We start from the raw sequence: 23,182 nt of genomic DNA on the forward strand, positions 1-23,182 counted from the left end.
TAATTAATGAAAAAAAGTATTTTATCTCTTGCTTCAGCTATGTTATTTGTATTCGCTACAAATGCACAAAAAGTGGAGTTTGAAGAGTACGATTTAAGTAACGGGATGCATGTTATTTTGCATAAAGACAACTCTGCTCCTGTTGTTACAACAGCTGTTATGTACCATGTAGGCGCAAAAGATGAACAACCTGATCGTACAGGTATGGCTCATTTTTTTGAACACTTATTGTTTGAAGGAACTAAGAATATTAAAAAAGGTGATTGGTTTAAAATTGTTTCTTCTAATGGAGGAAAAAATAATGCTAATACTACTGACGATAGAACATATTACTATGAAATATTTCCATCAAATAATTTGGAGTTAGGACTATGGATGGAATCTGAAAGGTTATTACATCCAATTATTGGACAAGAAGGTGTAGATACTCAAAATGAGGTTGTAAAAGAGGAAAAACGTTTACGTGTAGACAATCAACCATATTCTCGTTTTTTAGAAAACGTAAAAAAGAATATGTTTAAAAAGCACCCATATAAAGGGACTACAATCGGAAAAATGAAGCATTTAGACGATGCTACTTTAGAAGAGTTTATTGCTTTTAACAAAAAGTTTTATGTTCCTAATAATGCAACATTAGTAGTTGCTGGAGATATTGATGTAAAACAAGCTAAGAAATGGATAAAGGAATATTTTGAAAGAATTCCTAGAGGAAAAGATATTGAAAGAAATTTCCCTAAAGAAGATCCAATTACCACTCAAATAGAAGCTAAAGCTTACGATCCAAATATTCAGATTCCTGCAATTATGGAAGCTTATAGAACACCATCTATGAAAACACGTGATTCTAGAGTATTAGACATGATATCTTCATATTTAAGCAGTGGAAAAAGTTCAGTTTTATATAAAAAATTAGTTGACAAAAAGAAAATGGCTTTACAAGCAGGAGCTATAAATTTAAGTCAAGAAGACTACGGAACATATATTATTTATGCACTTCCTTTAGGTAAAACTTCGTTAAGCGATTTAGTAAAAGAAATTGATGAAGAAGTTGTAAAACTTCAAACAAATTTAATTTCCGAAAAAGATTATCAAAAACTACAAAATAAGTTTGAAAATCAATTTGTAAACTCAAACTCTAGTGTAGAAGGAATTGCAAATTCATTAGCTCGTTATAATGTATTATACGGTGACACAAACCTAATTAACACAGAAATTGATATTTATCGTTCAATTACACGAGAAGAAATTAGAGATGTAGCTAAAAAGTACTTACAAACAAACAAGCGTTTGTTAATGGAATATTTACCAGAAAGTAAAAAGTAACATCAAAAGACAATATAAAAGAATTATGAAGACAAAAATTTTATCATTAGTCGCGATTTTAGCAATGTCTTTTGCTGTAAATGCACAACGCGATTTAAATAAACAACCAAAACCAGGGCCTGCTCCTAAAGTTCAACTGGGAAAAGCCGAGAAATTTAAATTACCTAACGGTTTACAAGTAATTATGGTTGAAAATCATAAATTACCTAGAGCCTCAGCTAGTTTAACTATTGATAATAAACCTGTAGCTGAAGGTTCTAAAGCTGGATTAGCAGATTTAATGGGTGGTTTACTAGGAAATGGAACTACTTCTATTTCTAAAGATGATTTCAACGAAAAAGTAGATTATTTAGGAGCTTTTGTAAGCTATAGTAAAGATGGAGCATATGCATCATCATTAAAAAAATACTTTTCTGAAGTATTAGGATTAATGGCTGACGGAGTTAAAAACCCTGTTTTTACGCAAGAAGAATTCGATAAAGCTGTAGCTCGTACTTTAGATGGATTAAAATCTAATGAGAAAAGCGTATCTGCTATTGCTTCTAGAGTTCAAGACGTTTTAACCTACGGTAAAAATCATCCATATGGAGAATTTACAACACCTGAAAGTATCAAAAGTGTTACTTTAGCTGATGTAAAAAACAATTACAACACATACTATCGCCCTAACAATTCTTATTTAGTAATTGTTGGAGATATTAATCCTGCTAAAACAAAAAAATTAGTTACTAAATTATTTAGCGGATGGAAAGCTGGAAATGTACCTTCAGCTACTTTACCAAAACCAACAAACCCTGCTACTACTGAAATCGATTTTATCGATATGCCAAATGCTGTACAGTCTGAAATTGCAGTAATTAACAATATTGATTTAGTATTAGGTGATAAAGATTATTACGCAGCATTATTAGCAAATAACATTTTAGGTGGAGGTGGAACTGCACGTTTATTCATGAATTTACGTGAAGATAAAGGATACACATATGGTTCTTACTCTAGTGTAAGACAAAGCAGAAATGCTGCTACTTTTAGAGCTACAGCTGCTGTTAGAAATATGGTAACAGATAGTTCTGTAGTAGAATTACAGAAAGAAATTAATAAAATTCGCTATCAAAAAGTTAGTCCAGAAGAGCTTAAGAATGCTAAAGCAAAATATATTGGTAATTTTGTAATGGATGTTCAAAAACCTAGAACAGCAGCTAGATATGCCTTAAATATTGCTCGATATAATTTACCTGCCGATTTTTACGAAAATTACTTAGCTAATATTAATGCTGTTACATTAGAGGATGTTCAAAATGCAGCTATTAAGTATTTTAGAGGAGATAAAGCACGTATTATCATTACAGGTAAAGGAATTGATGTTTTAAAGAATTTAGAAAAGAATTCTGACTATAAAATCAATTATTTCGACAAGAAAGGTAACCCTACTACAAAGCCAGAAATGAGCTTACCTATTCCTGCAGGTGTTACAGCAACTACAGTTATAGATAATTACTTTAAAGCTATTGGAGGTAAAAACAAAGTAGGAAATGTAAAATCTACTATGATTTCTTCTAATGCTAAACTTCAAGGAATGCAGTTAAGTTTAGTTCAAAAAAATGCAGCGCCTAACAAATCATCTGTAGTAGTTTCTGTTATGGGGAATGTTATGCAGAAAATAGTTTTCGACGGAACTAAAGGATATCAAGAAGCCCGTGGACAAAAAAAGGAGCTTGAAGGTAAAGAACTTGAAAAAGTTAAGGGAGAATCTGCTCCTTTTGCAGATAGCGCATATAAAAAAGGAAAATTAGAAAGAATCGAACCTGTTGAAGGAAAGAGTGCATATGTTATTAAGTACGGTGATAGTGAAATATTTTACGATACTACTTCTGGTTTAAAAATTAAAGAAATAGAAACCATTAAAACTCCTCAAGGAGAAATAAAATCTCCAACTCTATTTTTGGATTATAAGGAAGTAAATGGAATCAAATTTCCTCATAAAGTTACTAGGTCATTTGGACCACAAAAAGTTGACTTTATAACTACAGAAGTAAAAATAAACGAAGGTGTTTCTGACGCTGATTTTAAATAAAATTTTACTTAAGTAAAATTAAAAAGAGCCAAAACAAATTGTTTTGGCTCTTTCATTTTATATCTAAAATATACTATTTAGCTTTATTTACTAACCAAACTCCAAACAGAATAACTCCTCCTGCTAACAGTTGAATTAAGCTTAATTTTTCTCCATCAATAATTCCCCACATTACTGCTACAATTGGTATTAAATAGGTTACCGATGAAGCAAAAATAGGTGACGATAAATGCACCATTTTATTAAACAATACTTTTGCTATTCCAGTACCAACTACCGATAAAATTGTTATATATCCTAACGCGCTTGTAGTTTCTTGATTTACTTCAAAAGAAGAGAAAAAACCTGAAAATAATAACACCAAAAAGGCTGGAACAATTAGCAACAAGAAGTTTCCTGTTGTAATAGCCAAAGCATCTAAATCATGTAAATACTTTTTTACAATATTTACATTAAAAGCATATCCTATAGAAGAAATTATAACTAATAAAGCATACCAATAATTCTGATTTGGATTTAATTCAGCTCCTTTTAAAATTAAAATCAGCGTTCCAATAAGCCCAATTAAAATACCTATAAACTGTTTTCTTTTAAAAGAAAATCCAAAAACTAATGCTCCAAAAATAAAAGTATTAAATGGAGTCAAAGAGTTTAAAATTGCCGAAATTGAACTATCTATTCCCTGTATTGCAAAAGCAAATAAAAAGGCTGGAAAAAATGTTCCTAATAATGCTGTATACAAGATATAAATCCAATGCTTTTTTTGAATCTTTTTGATACTTTTAAAACCTATCAATAATAAAAATACGGCAGTAATTAACATTCGTAGAGCACCTAATTGTATTGGAGTTAAACCAATTAATGCTTTCTTTATCAAAATAAAAGAGCTTCCCCAAACTAGCGAAAGCACTATTAAATACAACCATTTTTGTTGTTGATTACTCATTTTCAATTCATTTAACGACAAAAATCGACTATTTTCATTTAAAAATTTGATTTTATTAATAACTTTGTCAAATAAACCAATAAATAGAAATGATGAAAATTCAAAAAATACTTTTAGCCTTAACTTTAGTTAGCTTTTTAGCTGTAGGATGTAAAAACGAAGCAAAAAAAGAAGACACTAACAAAGCTCCTAAAACTGTAGTTGCAGCAGATGCTAAAGAACTTTCTTTAAACATTTCTGGAATGACTTGCGAAATAGGTTGTGCAAAAAAGATAGCTTCTGATTTATCTAAAAAAGAAGGTGTATTAGAAGCAAAAGTTATATTTAAAGATAGTATTGCTACTGTAAAATACGACGCTAATATTACTAACAAAGAAGACTTAATTTCTTTTGTAGAAGGAATTGGAAGTGGAGATATGTACAAAGCTTCAGAAGCAGCAAAAAAAGAAACAAAAGAAGGTGATTCAGATAAAAAAGAAAGCAACAAACAAGCTTGCGCTACAGATTGTAAAAAAGAATGCTGTAGTGAAACTGAAAAAGCATAGTTCTACTTTAAATTAATAAAATCAAGCTTCTCATTTGAGAAGCTTTTTTTGTGTTTTACCTTATCTTTGCAAAAACATTTCTTGTAATGAAAAAACACTTTCCTCTCCTAGTAAAAATATCATTAATATCGGTATATCTTATTTTTTTAGCAGGTTCTGTTGTTCGTATGACAGGCTCTGGAATGGGATGTCCAGATTGGCCAAAGTGTTTTGGTTATTATATCCCTCCAACCTCTGAAGAACAAATTACTTGGCAACCTAATACCTCCTATGAAAAAGGCATGATTATTATAAAAGATGAAGCCTTATTTGTTGCTGAAAGTGATTTAACAACTTCTAGTGAATTTAATAACAGTAATTGGTCTAAATACACTAAACACAGCTACGCTAAGTTTAATAAGTACCATACTTGGACTGAATACATTAACCGATTATCTTCAGCGCTTGCAGGTATTCCTTTTCTATTCTTAATTTTTACTTCTGTTTCATTTTGGAAAGAGAAAAAACAAATTACACTACTAGCTTTTGGCGCATTCTTTTTAATGCTTTTTGAGGCTTGGTTGGGAAAAACTGTTGTAGATACTCATTTAAAACCAACTATCATTACCATTCATATGGTAGCTGGCTTACTTATAATTGCGCTATTACTTTGGTTATTGCACATAGTTTCCGATCGTAAAAAAACAACTTTTAAATACAATTCTTTATTTAACAAATTGGTAATTGCTTCAGCAGTATTTTCGTTAATTCAAATTGCCATGGGAACGCAAGTACGTCAATTTATAGATGAGCAAGTAAAATTGTATGGTTTTGAAAACAAACAGTATAGTTTATTAGAACCTAATTTTAAATTTTATTTCCACCGATCATTTACCATTGCTATTGTGTTGGTAAACTTAGGAATGTTTTATCTAAATCAAATTAAAGACTTAGGTTTTAAACTTGTGAATTGGATTGTTTTCTTAATCTTTTTAGAAACTATTACAGGTATTTTAATGTATTATGCTGAGTTTCCATTAGGAACACAAGCAGTACACTTATTATCCGGAGCTATTTTATTTGGATTGCAGTTTTATTTATGGGTTCAAAGTAGAAGAATTTAATTCATGACTGAAGAAGAAAAAAATAGAGAAATTAGAAGAACAACACCCTTAACTACCGAAGAATGGTTAGGTTTTTTCTTTGTTCCTGTTAACCTATCAAAATCAAAAGGAAAAATAAACATGTTTGCTACTGATGATTTTAATGATACTGAAGAGGAAAGGTTTAAAAGATTTAACTTTGATAAAAAACTAAAACAATCCTATACAGCAAGAGCTTTAGGTGTTCTTTTTTACTTTATTACTTTTATAATTTTAAGCTACTTCTTTTAATTATTCCACTCTAATGTTTCCATCATATGAATCATATCATTCTTAATATATTCAACTGCTGGTAAGATAGAATCATAATTAGGTTTGGTATAAAAAAACAAAGACCCTTTTAAAAAGTGTTTACTACTATCAGTAGCATGGAACTGTACTTGAGAAGCTGCATTTCCTAATATTTGATACACACTTCCGTAAACTTTTTTATTAGGGTTAGAATACTCTACTGGTGCGGTAATCTGATCGGCTTTAATAGCATGTTCAAAAACTAGCTTTTCAGACTCCATTAACAATTCTCTTAAGTTGTTTTGTATTGGACGATATGTAATATCAACTGAAGCTTTCAACTTAGGATACTGAACTTTAATCCAATTTTGAGGTAAATTTTTAATTGTTGTGTTTTTAGCAACATCAAAACGATAAGGTCTATTATCATTTAACTTATTATACCCTAATTGTGGGTACTCCAAACTTAAATATCCTTTTGGTTTTGGTAACGTTTCATTACCACAGCTTACTAATAACATTGCTAAAATTAGTAATAATAATTTATGCATTTCGTGTTGCTTTTACTTGTTTTATACGTTTTTTATCAATTACCTCTATAGTAAACGTATACTTACTAAAATTTATTTTCTCTCCTTTCTTAGGAAACTTACCTGATATTTCTAGAATAAAACCAGCTATTGTTTCACTTTCTCCTTTTGCTTCTTCAAACTTATCTACATCATCATCTTCTAAAACTCTACAAAAATCTTTAATCGTTATTTTCCCTTCAAAAACATAATTATCTTCATCTAGTTTAGAATAGGTTAAATCATCATCATCAAACTCATCATTTATATCTCCAACTATTTCTTCAATAACATCTTCTAAAGTAACTATCCCACTTGTTCCTCCATATTCATCAACAACAATAGCTAAGTGTTTTTTCTGTTCTTGAAATTCGCTTAACAAATCATCAAGTTTTTTATTTTCTGGAACAAAAAATGGGTCTCTAATTAATTTTTGCCATTTGAATGTTTTCTTATTCAGATGCTCTAATAAATCTTTTGCATATAAAACCCCTCTAATATTATCTATGTTTTCATTATACACAGGGTTTCTGGAGTAACCATTCTGCAAAATAGTTTTTAAAACTTCTTCGTATGACGCATCATCAGCAATAGCACAAACATCTGTTCTTGGCTTCATAATTTGTACAGTTTCAGTATTACCAAAACTTACAATTCCTTCTAGTATCTTTTGTTCATCTTTTGTTGTTGCTCCTTCAGAGGTTAACTCTAATGCTTGTGATAAGCGTTCTACAGATAAATTATTATTTTTATTACCTAACTTATTTTCAACAATACTAGTAAGCTTAATTAAAGGCGTACTTAAAGGTGTTAAAATAACATTTAAAAACTGCAATGGCCTTGCCATAAAACTAGCAAACTGTAACGATTTTCTACTCGCATATACCTTAGGCAATACTTCTCCAAATAGTAAAATTAAAAACGTTACAAAAACCACTTCAACAAAAAACTTAACCCAGCCTGTAAGTCCTTTGAAAAACACTTCCCCTAAAGACGCAAAAATTAAAACAATAAGAATATTAATAAAGTTGTTCGTTATTAAAATAGTTCCTAATAACTTCTTAGGTTTATTTAATAGTTTTACAACAATATTTTCTCCTTTTGAACTAGATTTTAAGTCATCCAATTCCGTTTGAGATATTGAAAAAAAGGCTATTTCTGTACCAGACACTAAGGCCGAACAAATTAACAATGAGAGTAACAGTAAACAGTTAAGAGTTGTTAATAAGTCGATACTTGATAATGCTAAAAATAAAGATTCGGGTTCTGGGTCCAATTTTTAAATTTTAATTAAACTAAAATGGTAAATCATCGTCTTCTTGTGGAGCTACATTAGGAGTTGGTTTACTACTTTCTTGAGTTGGTGTAGGATTCATATTTGAAGGTACACTATTAGGGTCTTTTTTAGTTGATAAAAAAGTCATGTCTTGCACCTGAATCTCTGTAGTATATCTTTTTTGACCATCTACTTCGTACTGACGTGTTTTAATTCGTCCTTCACAATATACACGGTCTCCTTTTGTTAAATATTTCTCACAAATTTCAGCTAATTTATTACGTACTACAATATTATGCCATTCTACATTTGTTATTCTTTCTCCTGTTTGTCTATTGGTATATGTTTCATTTGTAGCTAAAGGAAAACGCCCTACAGAATTACCTCCTTCGAAATAATGCATTTTTACTTCATCTCCTAAATGACCTATTAAAATTACCTTATTAATTGTTCCTGCCATAGCTAAAAAATTAGTGTAAAATCAAATATACAAAAATTACAATGCCTCACTTAAATATTCATTTAAAAACTTATCTATTAATATAGGTGTAGGATATTTTTTCACCTGATTCCAATTTACTGTTTCTCCTTCTACTTTCTTTGTTTTTACAATCCAAAACTTAGTAAACAAATGTTGATGCGACAGTTTATGCACTATATCTTCTCTATTAAATAAAGACATTGTTGTTTTATTAGGAAATAATTCTAAAAACTGTTTATGTTCTATTAGTTCTTCTTCTGAAATAGACATTTTAGTTTCTAAAAGAGGAAACTCATATAAACCTTGCCAAATACCTTTACCAATTCTTTCATTAAATACGGTTTTATTATCATCAGTAACTACTACTAAATAATTAAAATAACGCTTTTTAACTTTAATTTTCTTCTCTTTAACAGGCAACTCTTTAATCAAGTTTTTTCCAAACGCTACACAACTTTCTGATACTGGACACTCATTACATAATGGATTTTGTGGTTTACAATGTAGGGCACCAAAATCCATAATTGCCTGATTATAGGTTCCTGGCTGAGTTACATCAATTAATGTCCCTGCTAATTCCTTAAATTCCTTTATTCCTTTAGTAGAATTAATAGGTGTACTTATCCCAAAAAAACGAGACAAAACTCTATATACATTACCATCAACTACAGCTACTGGTTCATCATAACAAATAGACGCAATAGCAGATGCAGTATAATCACCTACACCTTTTAATTTTAGTAACTCCTTATAATTATTTGGAAAAACTCCTTTCAATTCATTACTTATATATTTAGAGGTAAAATGTAGATTTCTTGCTCTTGAATAATACCCCAATCCTTGCCATAATTTAAGCACTGTACTTTCATCTGATTTAGCTAAATCAAACACTGTTGGAAATGCTTCGGTAAATTTTAAAAAATACGGTAAACCTTGAGCAACTCGAGTTTGCTGAAGCATAATTTCACTCAACCAAACCTTATAAGGGTCCTTTGTTTTACGCCAAGGCAAGTCTCTTTTATTTTGTAAATACCAGTAAATTAGTTGTTTAGGTAAAATCATTTATGTAAATTGGGTAAGCGAAAATAGTGCATTTTATTTAGATTTTTTTATTCTTATTTTTTTCGGAATAGATTAATTATCATATATTTGCACCCTCATTTTTAAAAATAAATTCAAAATATATATAGAATGACAAAAGCAGATATCGTATCTAAGATTTCAGATAAGAGTGGAATTGAAAAAGCAGATGTTTTAGCAACTGTTGAAGCATTTATGGACGAAGTAAAAGATGCACTTGAGAGTGGAGATAATGTATATTTAAGAGGTTTTGGTAGCTTTATCATCAAGACTAGAGCAGAAAAGACTGGTAGAAACATCTCTAAGAATACTACTATCAAAATACCTGCACACAACATTCCTGCTTTTAAACCTTCAAAAGTGTTTACAGAGGGTGTTAAGACTAAAGTATCTGTAAAATAATAAAACAATATTAACCAAAACCTTTATTTAAAGGTTTTACAAAACATTTCAATTATGCCAAGTGGTAAAAAAAGAAAGAGAGCAAAGATCTCTACTCACAAAAGAAAGAAAAGAGCAAGAGCAAATCGTCATAAGAAAAAGTAAGCTAACGCTTACTTTTTCGTTGCTTTTATAGCTTACGTTCATTGACATTAAGGTTTTAACACCTTAAAATGGTATATAATTTATACCTGTTTACAAATTAACCCGTCTACGATTAATCGTTGGCACAAAACCAAATTCAGAATGAAAACAGAATTAATAATTCGTTCAAATTCTTCTGATATTGATTTCGCCTTATTAAGAGATGGTAGACTTACTGAATTAAATAAAGAAACAAGCGATAATAAATTTTCAGTCGGAGATATTTTTCTTGCTAAGATAGGAAAGGTAATGACTGGTCTTAACGCTTCTTTTGTAAATGTTGGATATCCTAAAGATGGTTTTTTACACTACCACGATTTAGGTCCACAAGTACAATCTTTAAACAAATTCATTAAGAAAGTAAGCACAGGTAATTATAAAGAATTCACTTTAAAAAACTTTCGCTTTGAAGATGATATCAACAAAGATGGAAGTATTAATGATGTACTAAAATCAGGTCAAAATTTATTAGTACAAATTGTAAAAGAACCTATTTCTACCAAAGGTCCGAGAATTAGTTCGGAACTATCAATAGCTGGTAGATTTTTAGTTTTAGTTCCTTTTTCAAACAGAGTATCAGTATCGCAAAAAATAGCTGATCCAAAAGAAAAAGAACGTTTAAAAAAATTAGCAAAAAGTATCAAACCAAAAGGGTTTGGACTTATTTTACGTACTGTTGCCCAAGGAAAGAAGGTAGCAGAACTGGATAAAGATTTACAGAATTCACTTGACCGTTGGAAAACAATGTGCAATAGTATTGCAAACCAAAATACTCCAACAAAAATACTAAGTGAATTAAACAGAGCATCTTCTATTTTAAGAGATGTAATGAATGATTCTTTTACAAGTATTATCACCAATGATGAAGCCCTAAAGGTTGAAATTAAAGAATATTTACAAGAAATATCACCTGACAAGGAAAACATTGTGAAACTACACAAATCTGACACACCAATTTTTGAGAAATATGGTATCGAACGTCAAATAAAAACATCATTTGGAAAAACAGTTTCCATGAGTAAGGGAGCTTATTTAGTTATAGAACATACTGAAGCACTACATGTTATTGATGTAAATAGTGGAAATCGTTCTAACAAAGCTTTAAGCCAAGAAGAAACTGCATTAGAAGTCAATTTAATAGCCGCTAGCGAAATAGCTCGTCAGTTACAGTTACGAGATATGGGTGGAATTATAGTTGTTGACTTTATTGATATGAAAACTGCCGAAAACAGACAGAAATTATATCAACATTTAAAAGAAGCTATGTCTTTAGATCGTACAAAACACAAAATTTTACCTCCGAGTAAATTTGGTTTAGTACAAATTACAAGACAACGTGTACGACCTGAATTACACATAAAAACACGTGAACCAAATCCTAACAAAAACGGTGAAGTTGAAGCTCCTATTGTTTTAGTAGATAAAATAGAAGCTGAATTAGAACGCATAATTAATAGCGGTAAAAAGTACAAGGAAATTACTTTAAATGTACATCCTTTTATAGCTGCGTATTTAACAAAAGGCGTTAATTCTATTCGTTTTAAATGGTTTGTTCAACACAAAAAGTGGATTAAAATATTACCGAGAGACGCTTATCAATACCTACAATATAAATTCTTTTTAAAGAAGAAAAAGAAAAGTAAGTAAGGCAATCTTATTATGAAATAAAACCTCATTTTATTAGTTAAAATGAGGTTTTTTTATGTCTTAAAACCAGAAACCTAAATTGAATAACCAGTATTTCTCTCTATGATCTGGCGACCAACTGTACTTTAACTCTATAGGGCCTATAAGTGTTTCTACACTATAACCTACTGCATAACCTGACTTGGTGTTATCGAACAAACTAGCTCCTTTAAATACATTTTCTTCAACACGAGCATAGTTAGCTATAAGGACAGCATAATGTTTATAGTTATTAAAAATCTGATACCTAAGATTAAATTCAGACCTTAAAAATGATTGATCATTTAACATCCCTGTATCATAACCATAGAAAGGTGTGAAATTATTAATGTAATTTTGATTGTAACCCCCTAATCGGAAATCAAACATTTGAGAAGATTTTTTCCCAAGTGTAAGACCTGCTTCTGAAATATATTGAAAGGTTAATTTATCATAGAAAGTAGTTGCAAAACCTAAGGTTCCTTTTATTTGTGAAAACTGTCTAAAAGGGTCACTTCCTTGCGCAAATCTAGAAAGCCTACTATTTCTATCTGACCATACAAACCATTTAAATCCTATATCAGCATAGAAACCTTCTGTAGGAAACATTGCTTTATTATAAGTATCTAATTTTAAAAAAGCATACCCATTTACATAATTACTATAATCAAATATTGTTTCTTGTCCATTTGTTAGAACATTCTCAGAACTTACTTTTATGTTTTTATGTTCTACTCCAACACCAATAGCAAACTTTTTATCCATTGTTGTTTGCAAATAAATTTTATTACTAAAATCTCTATATCTAATATTAATTAAGTTATTATTAAATAAAAAGTCACTAGTGAAATTGTTATACCTAGATTTAAATCCATAACTTGGAATCAAACCATTATCAACAAAATACTCAAAATCATACCTAATTTTATCTCCAATACCAATATCTAACGATAATTCATCATTTTGAAGAAATAACTTTTTATAATTATAATTTAGCAATACAGCAGATTTATAAAGCAAATCGTAATGAACTCCAAAACGTAAATAAGATTGTATTTTTTCCTCTTTTACAGTTAAAACAAGCTTCTTTCCTTTAAAAGATTTTTCAAAGTGATAATCTATCCTTTTAAAGTTTTTTGAGGCTGTTAATGTATTTATTTTCTTAGAAATATCTTTATACGAAACACTATCACCTTCTCTTAGTTGCATTTTTCCTAAGATGTGATTATTCGTGTAATTTTTATTCCCTTCAATAACAACTTTATCTATTAAAAATTTTTCCTTAGTTAATTTAAGTAAAGGTCTTTTCTTTTTATACGCTTGTAATTTTGCAATACTATCGAAAACAACTTTATAAGATTTTGCTTTTTCAATTCCTTTCTCTATAATTTCTCCTTTTTGATCAAAAGAAATTACACTATACTCTAAAATATCAGGACGTATATAAACATTCAATAATCGTGTTTGTTCATCAGATTTCTTATACATCTGAAAATTTACAATTTGCATCAATAAAGATGCTATTGAAGACAATTCTTCTCTTTTTAACAATTGTCCTTGCACACTAACTCCAATAACAAGGTCTAAACCTTTTTTCCTCATTACATCAACAGGAAAATTATTTACCACTCCTCCATCAACCAACAATTTCCCATCAATTTCTACTGGGTTAAGTAAAGAAGGAAAAGCTGCACTAGCTCTTAAAGCCAAAGGCAAAGAACCTTTTTCTAAAACCTCTTCCTCACCTGATTCTATATTTGTAGCAATACAATAAAATGGAATTGGAAGCTTAGAAAAATCATTAATTTCATCTACTGGGGCTAATAATTCTGTTAAGTAATTAAGTACATTTTGCCCTTTCGACAAACCTAATGGCAACCCAATACTACCTCCTTTAATTGGCAATGTAATCGCATACTTTTCTCCATGCTCTTTATTAAAAAGAGATTTTTCTCTTCTTGAAATTTTATCTTGAAGTAATGTTATAAAATCAGTATCTAAAACTATTTTTTCTATTTGACTTGCCGAGTAACCAGAAGCGTACAATCCTCCAACTATTGATCCCATACTAGTTCCTCCAATATAATCTAAGTGTAATCCAGATTTTTCTATTTCTTTTAATATTCCAATATGTGCAAATCCTTTTGCCCCACCTCCACTTAACACTAAACCAACCTTAGGTTGATTTTGCCCTAGCATAAACATTGGAAAAAATAATAACAGCAATAATTTTCTCATCCTTTTTCTTTCTCTTTTTGATAGTATTGATAAATCTTTTGTGCTCTCGATAAACCAACTACTTCTTTTAAATCATCTAAGGTAGCTTCTTTTACTCTTTTGGCTGATTTAAATTTACGTAAAAGATTCGTTATCGTTTGTTTACCTATATCTGGAATTTGTTCTAATTCCGACTGAATAGCACTTTTACTTCTTTTATTTCTATGAAAAGTAATTCCAAACCTGTGGGCTTCATTACGCAAGTATTGAATTATTTTTAGACTCTCTGACTTTTTATCTAAATATAGTGGAACACTATCTCCTGGATAATAAATTTCCTCCAATCTTTTAGCAATTCCTATAATAGCTATTTTCCCTCTTAATCCTAATGCATCTAAACTCTTTAATGCAGATGATAATTGCCCTTTTCCACCATCTATTACAATTAATTGAGGTAAGGATTGATTTTCATCTAACAATCGTTTATATCTACGATAAACAACTTCTTCCATAGAAGCAAAATCGTCTGGCCCTTCAACTGTTTTAATATTGAAATGACGGTAATCTTTTTTGCTTGGCTTACCATCTTTAAAAACAACACAAGCTGCTACCGGATTCGTTCCTTGAATGTTTGAATTATCAAAACACTCAATATGTCTTGGCTCTACATGCAAACGTAAATCCTTTTGCATTTGAGCCATAATTCGTTTTACATGACGATCAGGGTCTACAATCTTTATTTGTTTAAATTGTTCTTGTCTATAATATTTTGCATTGCGTTCAGACAATTCAACAATTCGTTTTTTATCCCCTAACTTAGGTACCGTAACTTTTATTTTCTCACCTAAATCTACTTTAAAAGGCACAAATACTTCTCTTGATAAAGAATTGAATCGATTACGTGTTTCAACAATAAACAATTCTAACAACTCCTTATCAGTTTCATCTAATTTCTTTTTGATTTCAGTTGTATAGGATTGAACTATAGAACCATTCATTACCTTAAAGAAATTTGCATACCCGTGAGTTTCATCAGAAATAATTGAGAACACATCTACATTATTTATTGATGGATTTACAATTGTTGACTTTGCTTGATAGTTTTGTAATGAAGCTAATTTATCTTTAATTTTTTGCGCCTCTTCAAATTTCATTTCAGAAGCAAAATCGAACATAATATTTTGTAATCGCTCTAAACTTTCTTTAAAGTTTCCTTTAATAATGTTTCTAATACCTCTAATATCATCCATGTAAGCATCTTCATGTTGATACCCTTCACAAGCACCTTTACAATTACCTAAGTGATACTCTAAACAAACCTTATACTTACCTGAATCTATTTTCTCTTGATGTAAATCGTAATTACAAGTTCTTAGAGGATACAATTCCTTAATTAAATCTAACAGAGCATGTACAGTTCTCATATTGGTATAGGGACCAAAATATTCAGAACCATCTTTAATAACTCTTCTAGTTGAAAACACTCTAGGAAAACGTTCTTTCTTAATACAAATCCATGGATATGATTTATCGTCTTTTAGCAAAACGTTATATCTAGGTTTGTATTTTTTTATTAAGTTATTTTCAAGCAACAAAGCATCTGTCTCAGTATCAACAACAACATGCTCTATTCGTACAATTTTTTTAACTAAAACTCTCGTTTTACCATTTTCATGATTCTTTGTAAAATATGATGAAACACGCTTTTTTAAATTTTTTGCTTTACCCACATAAATAATTACATCATCCTTATCAAAATATTGATAAACTCCTGGAGATGTAGGCAGCGTTTTTACTTGAAGTTCTAATGAAGTTGGCATACAACGAAAATACGATTTTATACAGATATTTACGTTGCTATACGTACTTTTACACCAATTTTCATTCACAAAACAATGCAACAACCTATTTCATTTTATAAAGAAGAAATAAATAGCTTAAATACAGCACTTGCCAAACTTAAAAAACAGTTGTTTTACACCCGTATTTTAAGACTTATTACTTTTCTATTTATTGCTTTTTCTATCTATTTTGCATTAACAGGATTAAAAATGCTTTTTATTGGTAGTTTTTTGGCTATAATTTGCTTTGTTTTTTTAATTCTTAAACACAATCAATTAAAAGAAAATATTAGACTTACGGAATCTAAACTTAAAATCAACCAAAATGAAATTGATGTTTTAGATGGCAATTACTATGATTTATATGAAGGATATGAATTTACAAATCCCGAACATTATTTTAGTAATGATATTGACTTATTTGGAGATGGTTCTTTTTTTCAATACCTCAACAGAACTGCAACACTAGAAGGAAAAAAATTACTAGCAACTACTTTAACAAGTAATGATATTTCTAATATTGAAGAGAAACAGCAAATAATAAAAGAGCTATCATTAAAAGCAAAATGGCGTCAACATTTTACAGCCCTTGCTAGCTTAATTCAAACAAAAACCTCAACATCTGCAATTGTAAACTGGATACACAACTACGAACAAAAACTTCCATCTTTTTTAAAAGTTTCATCGTACGTATTTTCATTTACATCACTTGTTTTAATTGGTTTATTAAGTTTTAGCTTCATTCCATTTTCTGTTCTTTTGATTTGGTTTTTTATTGGTTTATCAGTTACCGTTTCTTTTATTAAAAACACTCAACAATTATCAATAGAAACAGGAAAAGCAAAAGAGACATTTAATCAATATTATCAACTCCTAGAACAAATAGAAAATGAACAATTTTCTAATATAACACTAAAGGAAAAACAAGAAAAAATTCGATTAAAAGACAAGAAAGCTTCAGCTATTTTTAAAGAGTTTTCTAAAAAGTTAGATGCCTTTGACCAACGAAATAATATTATAATTGCTCTAATAGGTAACGGTTTGTTTTTATGGGATATTCGTAATTCTATTCAAATAGAAAAATGGATTTCCACCTATAAAAACACTGTTGAAGAATGGTTTAGTGTAGTTTCTTTTTTTGATGCACAAAACTCATTAGCAAATTTTACTTTTAATAAATACGATTATGTATTCCCAAGTATTAAAAAAGAAAAAAACGTTATAAACGCTAAAAGCCTAGGACATCCATTATTAGATTCTTCTAAAAGGGTTGATAATAACTTCACCATAGATAAAGAACAATTTTTTATTGTTACTGGAGCAAATATGGCTGGTAAAAGTACTTTTTTAAGAACAGTTTCTTTATCTATAGTTATGGCTAATTGCGGTCTCCCTGTTTGTGCTAGTGAATTTAATTATAATCCTATAAAACTAATTACTAGCATGCGAACTTCAGATTCATTAAGTGAAGATGAATCATATTTTTATGCTGAATTGAAACGCTTAAAATTTATAGTAAACGAAATCAAAAACGAAAACTATTTTATCATTTTAGATGAAATTTTAAAAGGAACTAATAGTAAAGATAAAGCCATAGGATCTAAAAAATTTGTTGAAAAACTAAACAATTCAAATTCAACTGGAATTATAGCAACACATGATGTGAGTTTATGCGAATTAGCTAGTGAATATAAAACTATTGAGAACTATTATTTTGATGCTGAAATTTTAAATAACGAACTTCATTTTGATTATAAAATGAAAGATGGGGTTTGTAAAAATATGAATGCTTCTTTTTTACTCAACAAAATGGAAATCATATAACATCGCTATATCATAAGTTAATTTTTATATAACTATGATAAATGACAGCAAATAATTGACTCATTAATCCATATCTTTACAGTATGAGTAAACTTATTGACAATTTTGGAAGACAAATTAGTTATGTTCGATTGGCTGTAACCGATCGTTGTAACCTTCGTTGCCAATATTGTATGCCTGCTCATGGAATAGATATTGTTCCTAGAAAAGAGCTTTTGAGCTATAAAGAAATGTACCGAATTATTCGTGTACTTACTGAATTAGGCGTTAATAAAGTAAGATTAACAGGAGGAGAACCATTTGCTCGCAAAGACTTCATGTCTTTCTTAGAAATGTTATCTTATAACGATTTGTTAGATGCTATTAACATTACTACAAACGGAGCTTTAGTTTCAAAACACATTCCTACCTTAGAAAAACTTGAAAAAATTAAGAATATCAATTTAAGTATTGATAGTTTACATTCTGATAAATTTGCTAAGATTACGCGTCGTGATGTATTTCCTGAAGTATATAAAACTTTTGAACTATTAGAAAAAAGTTCGTTGAATTTAAAACTAAATGTAGTAGTACAATCAGGATTTAATACTGATGAGATTAATGATTTTGTTGCTTTAACTAAAGACAGAAATATAGCTGTTCGTTTTATTGAAGAAATGCCTTTTAACGGAAAAGGGCAACGCGACACTCAAGAAAACTGGAATTACACTAAGATTTTAAACGAAATACAGTCGGCATACGATGTAAAAGCAGTTCTTTCAGAAAAATCATCAACATCACGTAATTTTTCTATTGAAAATCACCAAGGGACAGTAGGAATTATTCCTGCTTTTACACGAATAATTTGCAACGATTGCAACCGAATAAGAATTACTTCAACAGGAACTTTTAAAAATTGTTTGTTTGACGATGGTGTTTTTAATCTGCGCGATTTTATTAGAAATGGTGCTAGTAATGAAGATTTAAAAGAATTGTTTTTATCCTTAATTAAAGAAAAGCCAGAAAACGGTTTTGTTGCCGAAGCCAATCGTAAAAAAGGAAATGTAAGCGAAAGTATGAGTACTATTGGTGGGTAACTTGAAAAAACATGGATGAAAAAAGCAGATCAGGAAAAGTAACAATAGAAAAAGGAAATATCATATGGAGATTTGAAGACAATGAAGTTGTAAAAGTCCCGTATGAGAAAATTAAATTAATTGGAGAGTTTACAAATGCTAATGGCCCTTTAATGGATGATTGGTTTTTGGTTATTTACAATGACGATTTAGAATATTATGAAATTTCTATGTATGCTAACAATATCACAGAGTCTTTGGCTGAACTTGGAGAATTAATGGGGTTTGAGCTTTATGGGACTTTATTTACTTCTATAGAATGGAAGTCTAATATATTATATCCAACAAAATTTAAAGGAAATGAAATATGGGATATTGTTAAACCAGAACCAAAATCGTTTTTAGATAAATTAAAATCTCTTCTCGGATTTAATAATGAACAATTAAAATTAACTAAAGTTGCTGAAAACATAGTTAATCAAAATACAATATCATAACTTACAAATGATAACAACACAAGAAGCAAAACATATCATATTAGAAAACACTCAGAATTTTGGTATTGAAGAAATTCCTTTTATGCAATCTGCTGGTCGTGTTTTAAAAGAAAATATTGTTGCCGATAGAGACTTCCCTCCTTTCAATCGTGTTGCTATGGATGGAATTGCAATTAATTATTCCTTTTTTAAAAACGGACAAAGAAACTTTAAAGTTGAAGGAATACAGCCTGCTGGCAGTAAACAATTATCCATGCAACAAGATAATAACTGTATAGAAGTTATGACTGGAGCTGTTTTACCTAACAATTGTGACACTGTAATTCGTTATGAAGATGTTGATATAGTAGATGGAATTGCAACCATTAATGTGGATACAATAAACAGTCAGCAAAACATTCATCAAAAAGGAAAAGACAAAAAACAAGGAGCAATTTTGGTTTCTGAAAACACTATTATTTCTCCTGCGGAAATTGGAGTAATTGCAACTGTGGGAAAAGCTAATGTAAAAGTTGCCAAACAACCCAAAGTACTTATTATTTCTACTGGTGACGAACTAGTTGATGTACACGAAACTCCTTTAGATTATCAAATAAGAAGATCAAATGTTTATACCTTAGTATCTTTATTAAGTAATCTGAATATTCCTTCAGAAACCAAACACTTAACAGATAACAAACAGGTTTTAAAGGAAAAGATTTATAGCTACCTACAAGAATACGATGTACTATTATTTAGCGGAGCTGTAAGTAAAGGAAAGTTTGATTTTTTACCAGAAGTATTATCAGAGTTAAAAGTAGAAAAGCTATTTCATAAGGTGGCTCAACGACCAGGAAAACCATTTTGGTTTGGCTTTGCAGATGCTTTAGATATGGGAGAGAAAAATGTTTATCAAAACTCAGAAAACAAAAAAAATACAGTTGTTTTTGCTTTCCCGGGAAATCCAGTATCTACCTTTGTAAACTGTATGGTTTATTTTTATCCATGGTATAAAAAATCGGTAGCCATAGAAGATAACATACAAGAAGCAATACTACCTGAAGATGTAACTTTTAAACCAAATCTGACATATTATTTACAAGTCAAATTAGAAAACAAAAACGGAACATTATTCGCTAAGCCTATAAAAGGGAATGGTTCTGGTGATTTAGCTAGTTTGGTTGCTGCAGATGGTTTTATAGAACTTCCTAAAACCGAAGAGGTAATATTTAAGAAAGGGAGCGTTTTTCCGATAATTACCTATCGATGTTTTTAATTATTAATGTTTAGTTTTGAGTTAAAAAATCAGAAATGAAAGAAAGCATTGTTCAAAATAAGAGTTTTCAGTTTTCTTTAAAAGTTATTTCACTGTACAAAAAATTACAGCAAGAAAAAGAATTTATAATTTCAAAACAATTATTGAGAAGTGGAACTTCGATTGGAGCAAACATTGAAGAAGCTTTAGCTGGTCAGAGTAAACGTGACTTTATTGCTAAAATGTCTATTTCATCTAAAGAAGCTAGAGAAACTAAATATTGGTTGCGTTTATTAAAAGAAAGTGATTTAACAAATATTAATGTCAATGATTTACTTTCAGATGCTCATGAATTAATAAGGTTACTAACAGCTATAGTAAAAACATCTCAACAAAACACAACTAAAAACTAATAACTCAACACTAAAAATTTTAATTTTACAAAGTGAACAACTTTACCCATATAAACGAACAAAATCAGCCTAAAATGGTCAACGTTTCTGATAAAAAAATCACGAAACGAACTGCTATTGCAAAAGCAACTATGTATTTAGGCTCCGAAATAATTTCTCATTTTAACAATGAAGAATTAATTACTAAAAAAGGGCCAGTTTTTCAAACAGCTATTATTGCTGGTATACAAGCGGTAAAAAAAACATCAGATATCATTCCTATGTGCCATCCATTATTAATCAATGGAGTTGATATTAATATTAATATAACCGATACAGAACATATTGAAGTGCTTTGTAAAGTTACTATTGAAGGGAAAACAGGTGTAGAAATGGAAGCATTAACTGGAGCTTCTGCAACTTGTTTAACAATTTACGATATGTGTAAAGCCATTAATCAAGAAATGGTGATTAAAGAAGTGAAACTATTAGAAAAAACTGGGGGTAAATCTGATATTAAAAATGGATAAAAAACATCAAAAACACGCAAATATTACCAAAAAGTATAATGACACTTTTGCTACCAATGAAGTTGCAATTTTAGGAGCTAAATGTGGTATAATTGCCGATTTAGTATATAAAGTTTCTGAAAATTTAGCTACTTATAACTTAGCTTATTTTGATGCTTCACACGCTAAAGATGTATCATTAAATATTTTATCAGAATATACCTTTCATCATGAGGGAAATTTACAGTTGAATACTGTATCTAGCATTAATAAATTTGAACAACGATTACAGTTTATAAATCACGACTTTGTTTTCATAAATGGTAATCACTATCAAGGATCAAAACAAATATTAATTTTAGATAGAGAAAAAGAGGCTTCTATAAAAAAGCGAATGGATCAAATAACAAACATTCAATTTGTTATAAAATTGAATCCAGATACTCCTTATTTCGATTGTTTAAAAGAAAAGTTTCCTCATATAGAAAACATTACAAGTTATTCAATTGATGAAGTAGATAAAATTACAAAACACATTCATAATTTAATTAAAGAGAATATTGCTCCTGTTAAAGGATTGGTATTAACGGGTGGTAAAAGTACTCGTATGGGCACAGATAAATCTGAGTTAAATTATTATGGCAAACCTCAAAAACAGTTTGCTAAAGAATTATTAGAATCTAATAGTTTAGAAACCTATTTTTCAGTTAGAACAAATTCTGAACACACTGATGAAATCCATGATACCTTTTTAAATCTAGGCCCTTTTGGTGGTATTTGTTCAGCATTTCAAAAAGATCCAAATTCAGCTTGGTTGGTTTTAGCTACCGATCTTCCTTTTGTAAATAACACATTAATTCAGTTATTGTTAGAAAAAAGAAATCCTAGCAAATTAGCAACAGCTATAAAAGGAAAGGATAAGGAATTTCCTGAGCCATTAATTACCATATACGAACCAAAAGCCTATAGTAAATTATTACAATATTTAGCTCAAGGTTATTCATGCCCTCGTAAAATGTTGATCAATTCTGAAGTAGAAATTATTGAAGTAGATGACAATCTAATTAGAAATATTAATACTCCAGAAGAATTTGAACTTGCTAAAAAAGAGATTAATGGGTAAAGCATTACATGTATTTAGTTCTGAAGAAGCCTTAACTATTTTTAAAGAATCGTCTATTAATGGGGATACCTTGTTTTTTAATGAAAAACTTACTGAAGGCCCTCTAACAAAAGATATTTTTTCAGATGAATTTTGGTCTGAACGCTATTCATTTTTTGAAAACACGTATGAAACTCCAAGAATAGCATATTTTGATGCTACCATAAAACCCATATTACAATTAGAAGATGTAAACGAATACTCTGAAGTTGTATTATGGTTAGACTACACTAAGGCTTCTCAAATTAACTTAGTAGCTTTGGGAAGTTTCTTAGCTCAAAATTTTTCAAAAAACACGCAATACTTCTTAGTTTGCTCAGGAAAACATAAAGGAAAGTCAACACTTCAAAAACTAACTAATTATACCTCATCAGAATTTCCTATTCTATACAACTATAAAGTAAAAATTACTTTACCAAACTTAGAATACTTACAAAAGTGCTGGGAAGCTTATGCTACAAAAAATAGCCTTTTCAAATATGATGAGTTTACTAACAAATTCAGATACTTAAAAGACGCTTTAACCAATTAAAA

General features: G+C 29.6%; 22 protein-coding genes. 15 read left to right on the forward strand and 7 right to left on the reverse strand.

The window, feature by feature from the left end:
* Positions 1-6: 6 nt before the first annotated feature.
* Together Q0958_RS02185 and Q0958_RS02190 are read left to right on the forward strand one after the other, a co-directional pair.
* Positions 7-1,323: a pitrilysin family protein gene (locus Q0958_RS02185; protein WP_299119030.1), complete on the forward strand. Its 1,317-nt coding sequence runs from the start codon at positions 7-9 to the stop codon at positions 1,321-1,323.
* Between the two features lie 25 nt (positions 1,324-1,348).
* A complete protein-coding gene (locus tag Q0958_RS02190; RefSeq protein ID WP_299119033.1) occupies positions 1,349-3,397 on the forward strand; it encodes a pitrilysin family protein in 2,049 nt (682 codons plus the stop codon).
* 73 nt (positions 3,398-3,470) lie between these two features.
* Here the strand turns inward: Q0958_RS02190 and Q0958_RS02195 are convergent, their stop codons facing one another.
* Positions 3,471-4,343 (reverse strand): EamA family transporter, encoded by an 873-nt coding sequence (locus Q0958_RS02195; RefSeq protein ID WP_299119035.1) that lies wholly within the window; start codon positions 4,341-4,343, stop codon positions 3,471-3,473.
* A gap of 89 nt (positions 4,344-4,432) precedes the next feature.
* On the opposite strand from Q0958_RS02195, the gene Q0958_RS02200 reads away from it, so the two are divergent.
* From Q0958_RS02200 to Q0958_RS02210, 3 genes are all read left to right on the forward strand, one after another.
* Positions 4,433-4,888, forward strand: a complete 456-nt coding sequence (locus Q0958_RS02200) for a heavy metal-associated domain-containing protein (protein ID WP_299119038.1) — start codon at positions 4,433-4,435, stop codon at positions 4,886-4,888.
* Positions 4,889-4,974: 86 nt separating this feature from the next.
* Entirely contained in the window at positions 4,975-5,991 is a 1,017-nt protein-coding gene (locus tag Q0958_RS02205) for a COX15/CtaA family protein (protein WP_299119041.1), read from the forward strand.
* A gap of 3 nt (positions 5,992-5,994) precedes the next feature.
* The gene (locus tag Q0958_RS02210; protein ID WP_299119044.1) at positions 5,995-6,261 is read left to right on the forward strand and encodes a hypothetical protein; all 267 of its coding nucleotides are present in this window, start codon (positions 5,995-5,997) and stop codon (positions 6,259-6,261) included.
* Here the strand turns inward: Q0958_RS02210 and gldD are convergent.
* Genes gldD through mutY form a run of 4 tightly spaced genes read right to left on the reverse strand, consistent with a single transcriptional unit; the run spans position 6,258 to position 9,649 of the window.
* A complete protein-coding gene (gene gldD, locus Q0958_RS02215) occupies positions 6,258-6,812 on the reverse strand; it encodes a gliding motility lipoprotein GldD (protein ID WP_299119046.1) in 555 nt (184 codons plus the stop codon). The two genes, Q0958_RS02210 and gldD, sit on opposite strands and share 4 nt — an antisense overlap.
* Positions 6,805-8,106: a gliding motility-associated protein GldE gene (gldE, locus tag Q0958_RS02220; RefSeq protein WP_299119049.1), complete on the reverse strand. Its 1,302-nt coding sequence runs from the start codon at positions 8,104-8,106 to the stop codon at positions 6,805-6,807. The genes gldD and gldE overlap by 8 nt, the downstream gene beginning before the upstream one ends.
* Before the next feature lie 19 nt (positions 8,107-8,125).
* Positions 8,126-8,566, reverse strand: a complete 441-nt coding sequence (ssb, locus tag Q0958_RS02225) for a single-stranded DNA-binding protein (RefSeq protein ID WP_150898195.1) — start codon at positions 8,564-8,566, stop codon at positions 8,126-8,128.
* A 36-nt stretch (positions 8,567-8,602) separates the two neighbouring features.
* The gene (gene mutY, locus Q0958_RS02230) at positions 8,603-9,649 is read right to left on the reverse strand and encodes an A/G-specific adenine glycosylase (RefSeq protein WP_299119052.1); all 1,047 of its coding nucleotides are present in this window, start codon (positions 9,647-9,649) and stop codon (positions 8,603-8,605) included.
* A gap of 129 nt (positions 9,650-9,778) precedes the next feature.
* Between mutY and Q0958_RS02235 the strand changes: the two genes are divergently transcribed.
* Complete coding sequence (locus Q0958_RS02235) at positions 9,779-10,069, forward strand: HU family DNA-binding protein (protein ID WP_068702156.1); 291 nt, start codon at positions 9,779-9,781, stop codon at positions 10,067-10,069.
* 285 nt (positions 10,070-10,354) lie between these two features.
* On the forward strand, positions 10,355-11,899 hold the full coding sequence (locus Q0958_RS02240) for a ribonuclease E/G (protein ID WP_150898193.1): 1,545 nt from the start codon (positions 10,355-10,357) through the stop codon (positions 11,897-11,899).
* Between the two features lie 60 nt (positions 11,900-11,959).
* On the opposite strand, the gene Q0958_RS02245 is transcribed toward Q0958_RS02240, so the two are convergent.
* Together Q0958_RS02245 and uvrC are read right to left on the reverse strand one after the other, a co-directional pair.
* The gene (locus tag Q0958_RS02245) at positions 11,960-14,155 is read right to left on the reverse strand and encodes a patatin-like phospholipase family protein (RefSeq protein WP_299119057.1); all 2,196 of its coding nucleotides are present in this window, start codon (positions 14,153-14,155) and stop codon (positions 11,960-11,962) included.
* Positions 14,152-15,954 carry an excinuclease ABC subunit UvrC gene (gene uvrC, locus Q0958_RS02250; RefSeq protein WP_299119060.1) on the reverse strand — a complete coding sequence of 601 codons (1,803 nt, stop codon included), beginning with the start codon at positions 15,952-15,954 and terminating at the stop codon, positions 14,152-14,154. The genes Q0958_RS02245 and uvrC overlap by 4 nt, the downstream gene beginning before the upstream one ends.
* Before the next feature lie 75 nt (positions 15,955-16,029).
* On the opposite strand from uvrC, the gene Q0958_RS02255 reads away from it, so the two are divergent.
* From Q0958_RS02255 to Q0958_RS02290, 8 genes are all read left to right on the forward strand, one after another.
* Entirely contained in the window at positions 16,030-17,799 is a 1,770-nt protein-coding gene (locus Q0958_RS02255; RefSeq protein WP_299119063.1) for a DNA mismatch repair protein MutS, read from the forward strand.
* A gap of 83 nt (positions 17,800-17,882) precedes the next feature.
* Positions 17,883-18,875 (forward strand): GTP 3',8-cyclase MoaA, encoded by a 993-nt coding sequence (gene moaA, locus Q0958_RS02260; protein WP_299119066.1) that lies wholly within the window; start codon positions 17,883-17,885, stop codon positions 18,873-18,875.
* Positions 18,876-18,886: 11 nt separating this feature from the next.
* Positions 18,887-19,351 carry a hypothetical protein gene (locus Q0958_RS02265; RefSeq protein WP_299119070.1) on the forward strand — a complete coding sequence of 155 codons (465 nt, stop codon included), beginning with the start codon at positions 18,887-18,889 and terminating at the stop codon, positions 19,349-19,351.
* A gap of 7 nt (positions 19,352-19,358) precedes the next feature.
* Positions 19,359-20,606, forward strand: coding sequence for a molybdopterin molybdotransferase MoeA (locus Q0958_RS02270; RefSeq protein WP_299119074.1), 1,248 nt, complete (start codon positions 19,359-19,361; stop codon positions 20,604-20,606).
* A 35-nt stretch (positions 20,607-20,641) separates the two neighbouring features.
* Positions 20,642-20,998, forward strand: coding sequence for a four helix bundle protein (locus Q0958_RS02275; protein WP_299119077.1), 357 nt, complete (start codon positions 20,642-20,644; stop codon positions 20,996-20,998).
* Between the two features lie 32 nt (positions 20,999-21,030).
* Positions 21,031-21,507 carry a cyclic pyranopterin monophosphate synthase MoaC gene (moaC, locus tag Q0958_RS02280; protein WP_299119080.1) on the forward strand — a complete coding sequence of 159 codons (477 nt, stop codon included), beginning with the start codon at positions 21,031-21,033 and terminating at the stop codon, positions 21,505-21,507.
* Positions 21,500-22,609, forward strand: a complete 1,110-nt coding sequence (locus tag Q0958_RS02285; RefSeq protein ID WP_299119083.1) for an NTP transferase domain-containing protein — start codon at positions 21,500-21,502, stop codon at positions 22,607-22,609. The genes moaC and Q0958_RS02285 overlap by 8 nt, the downstream gene beginning before the upstream one ends.
* Entirely contained in the window at positions 22,602-23,180 is a 579-nt protein-coding gene (locus tag Q0958_RS02290) for a DUF1835 domain-containing protein (protein ID WP_299119086.1), read from the forward strand. The genes Q0958_RS02285 and Q0958_RS02290 overlap by 8 nt, the downstream gene beginning before the upstream one ends.
* The last annotated feature ends 2 nt before the right edge of the window (positions 23,181-23,182 follow it).

Origin of the sequence: uncultured Tenacibaculum sp., from assembly GCF_947499065.1 — a bacterium.
In the GTDB taxonomy this organism is placed as follows: domain Bacteria; phylum Bacteroidota; class Bacteroidia; order Flavobacteriales; family Flavobacteriaceae; genus Polaribacter.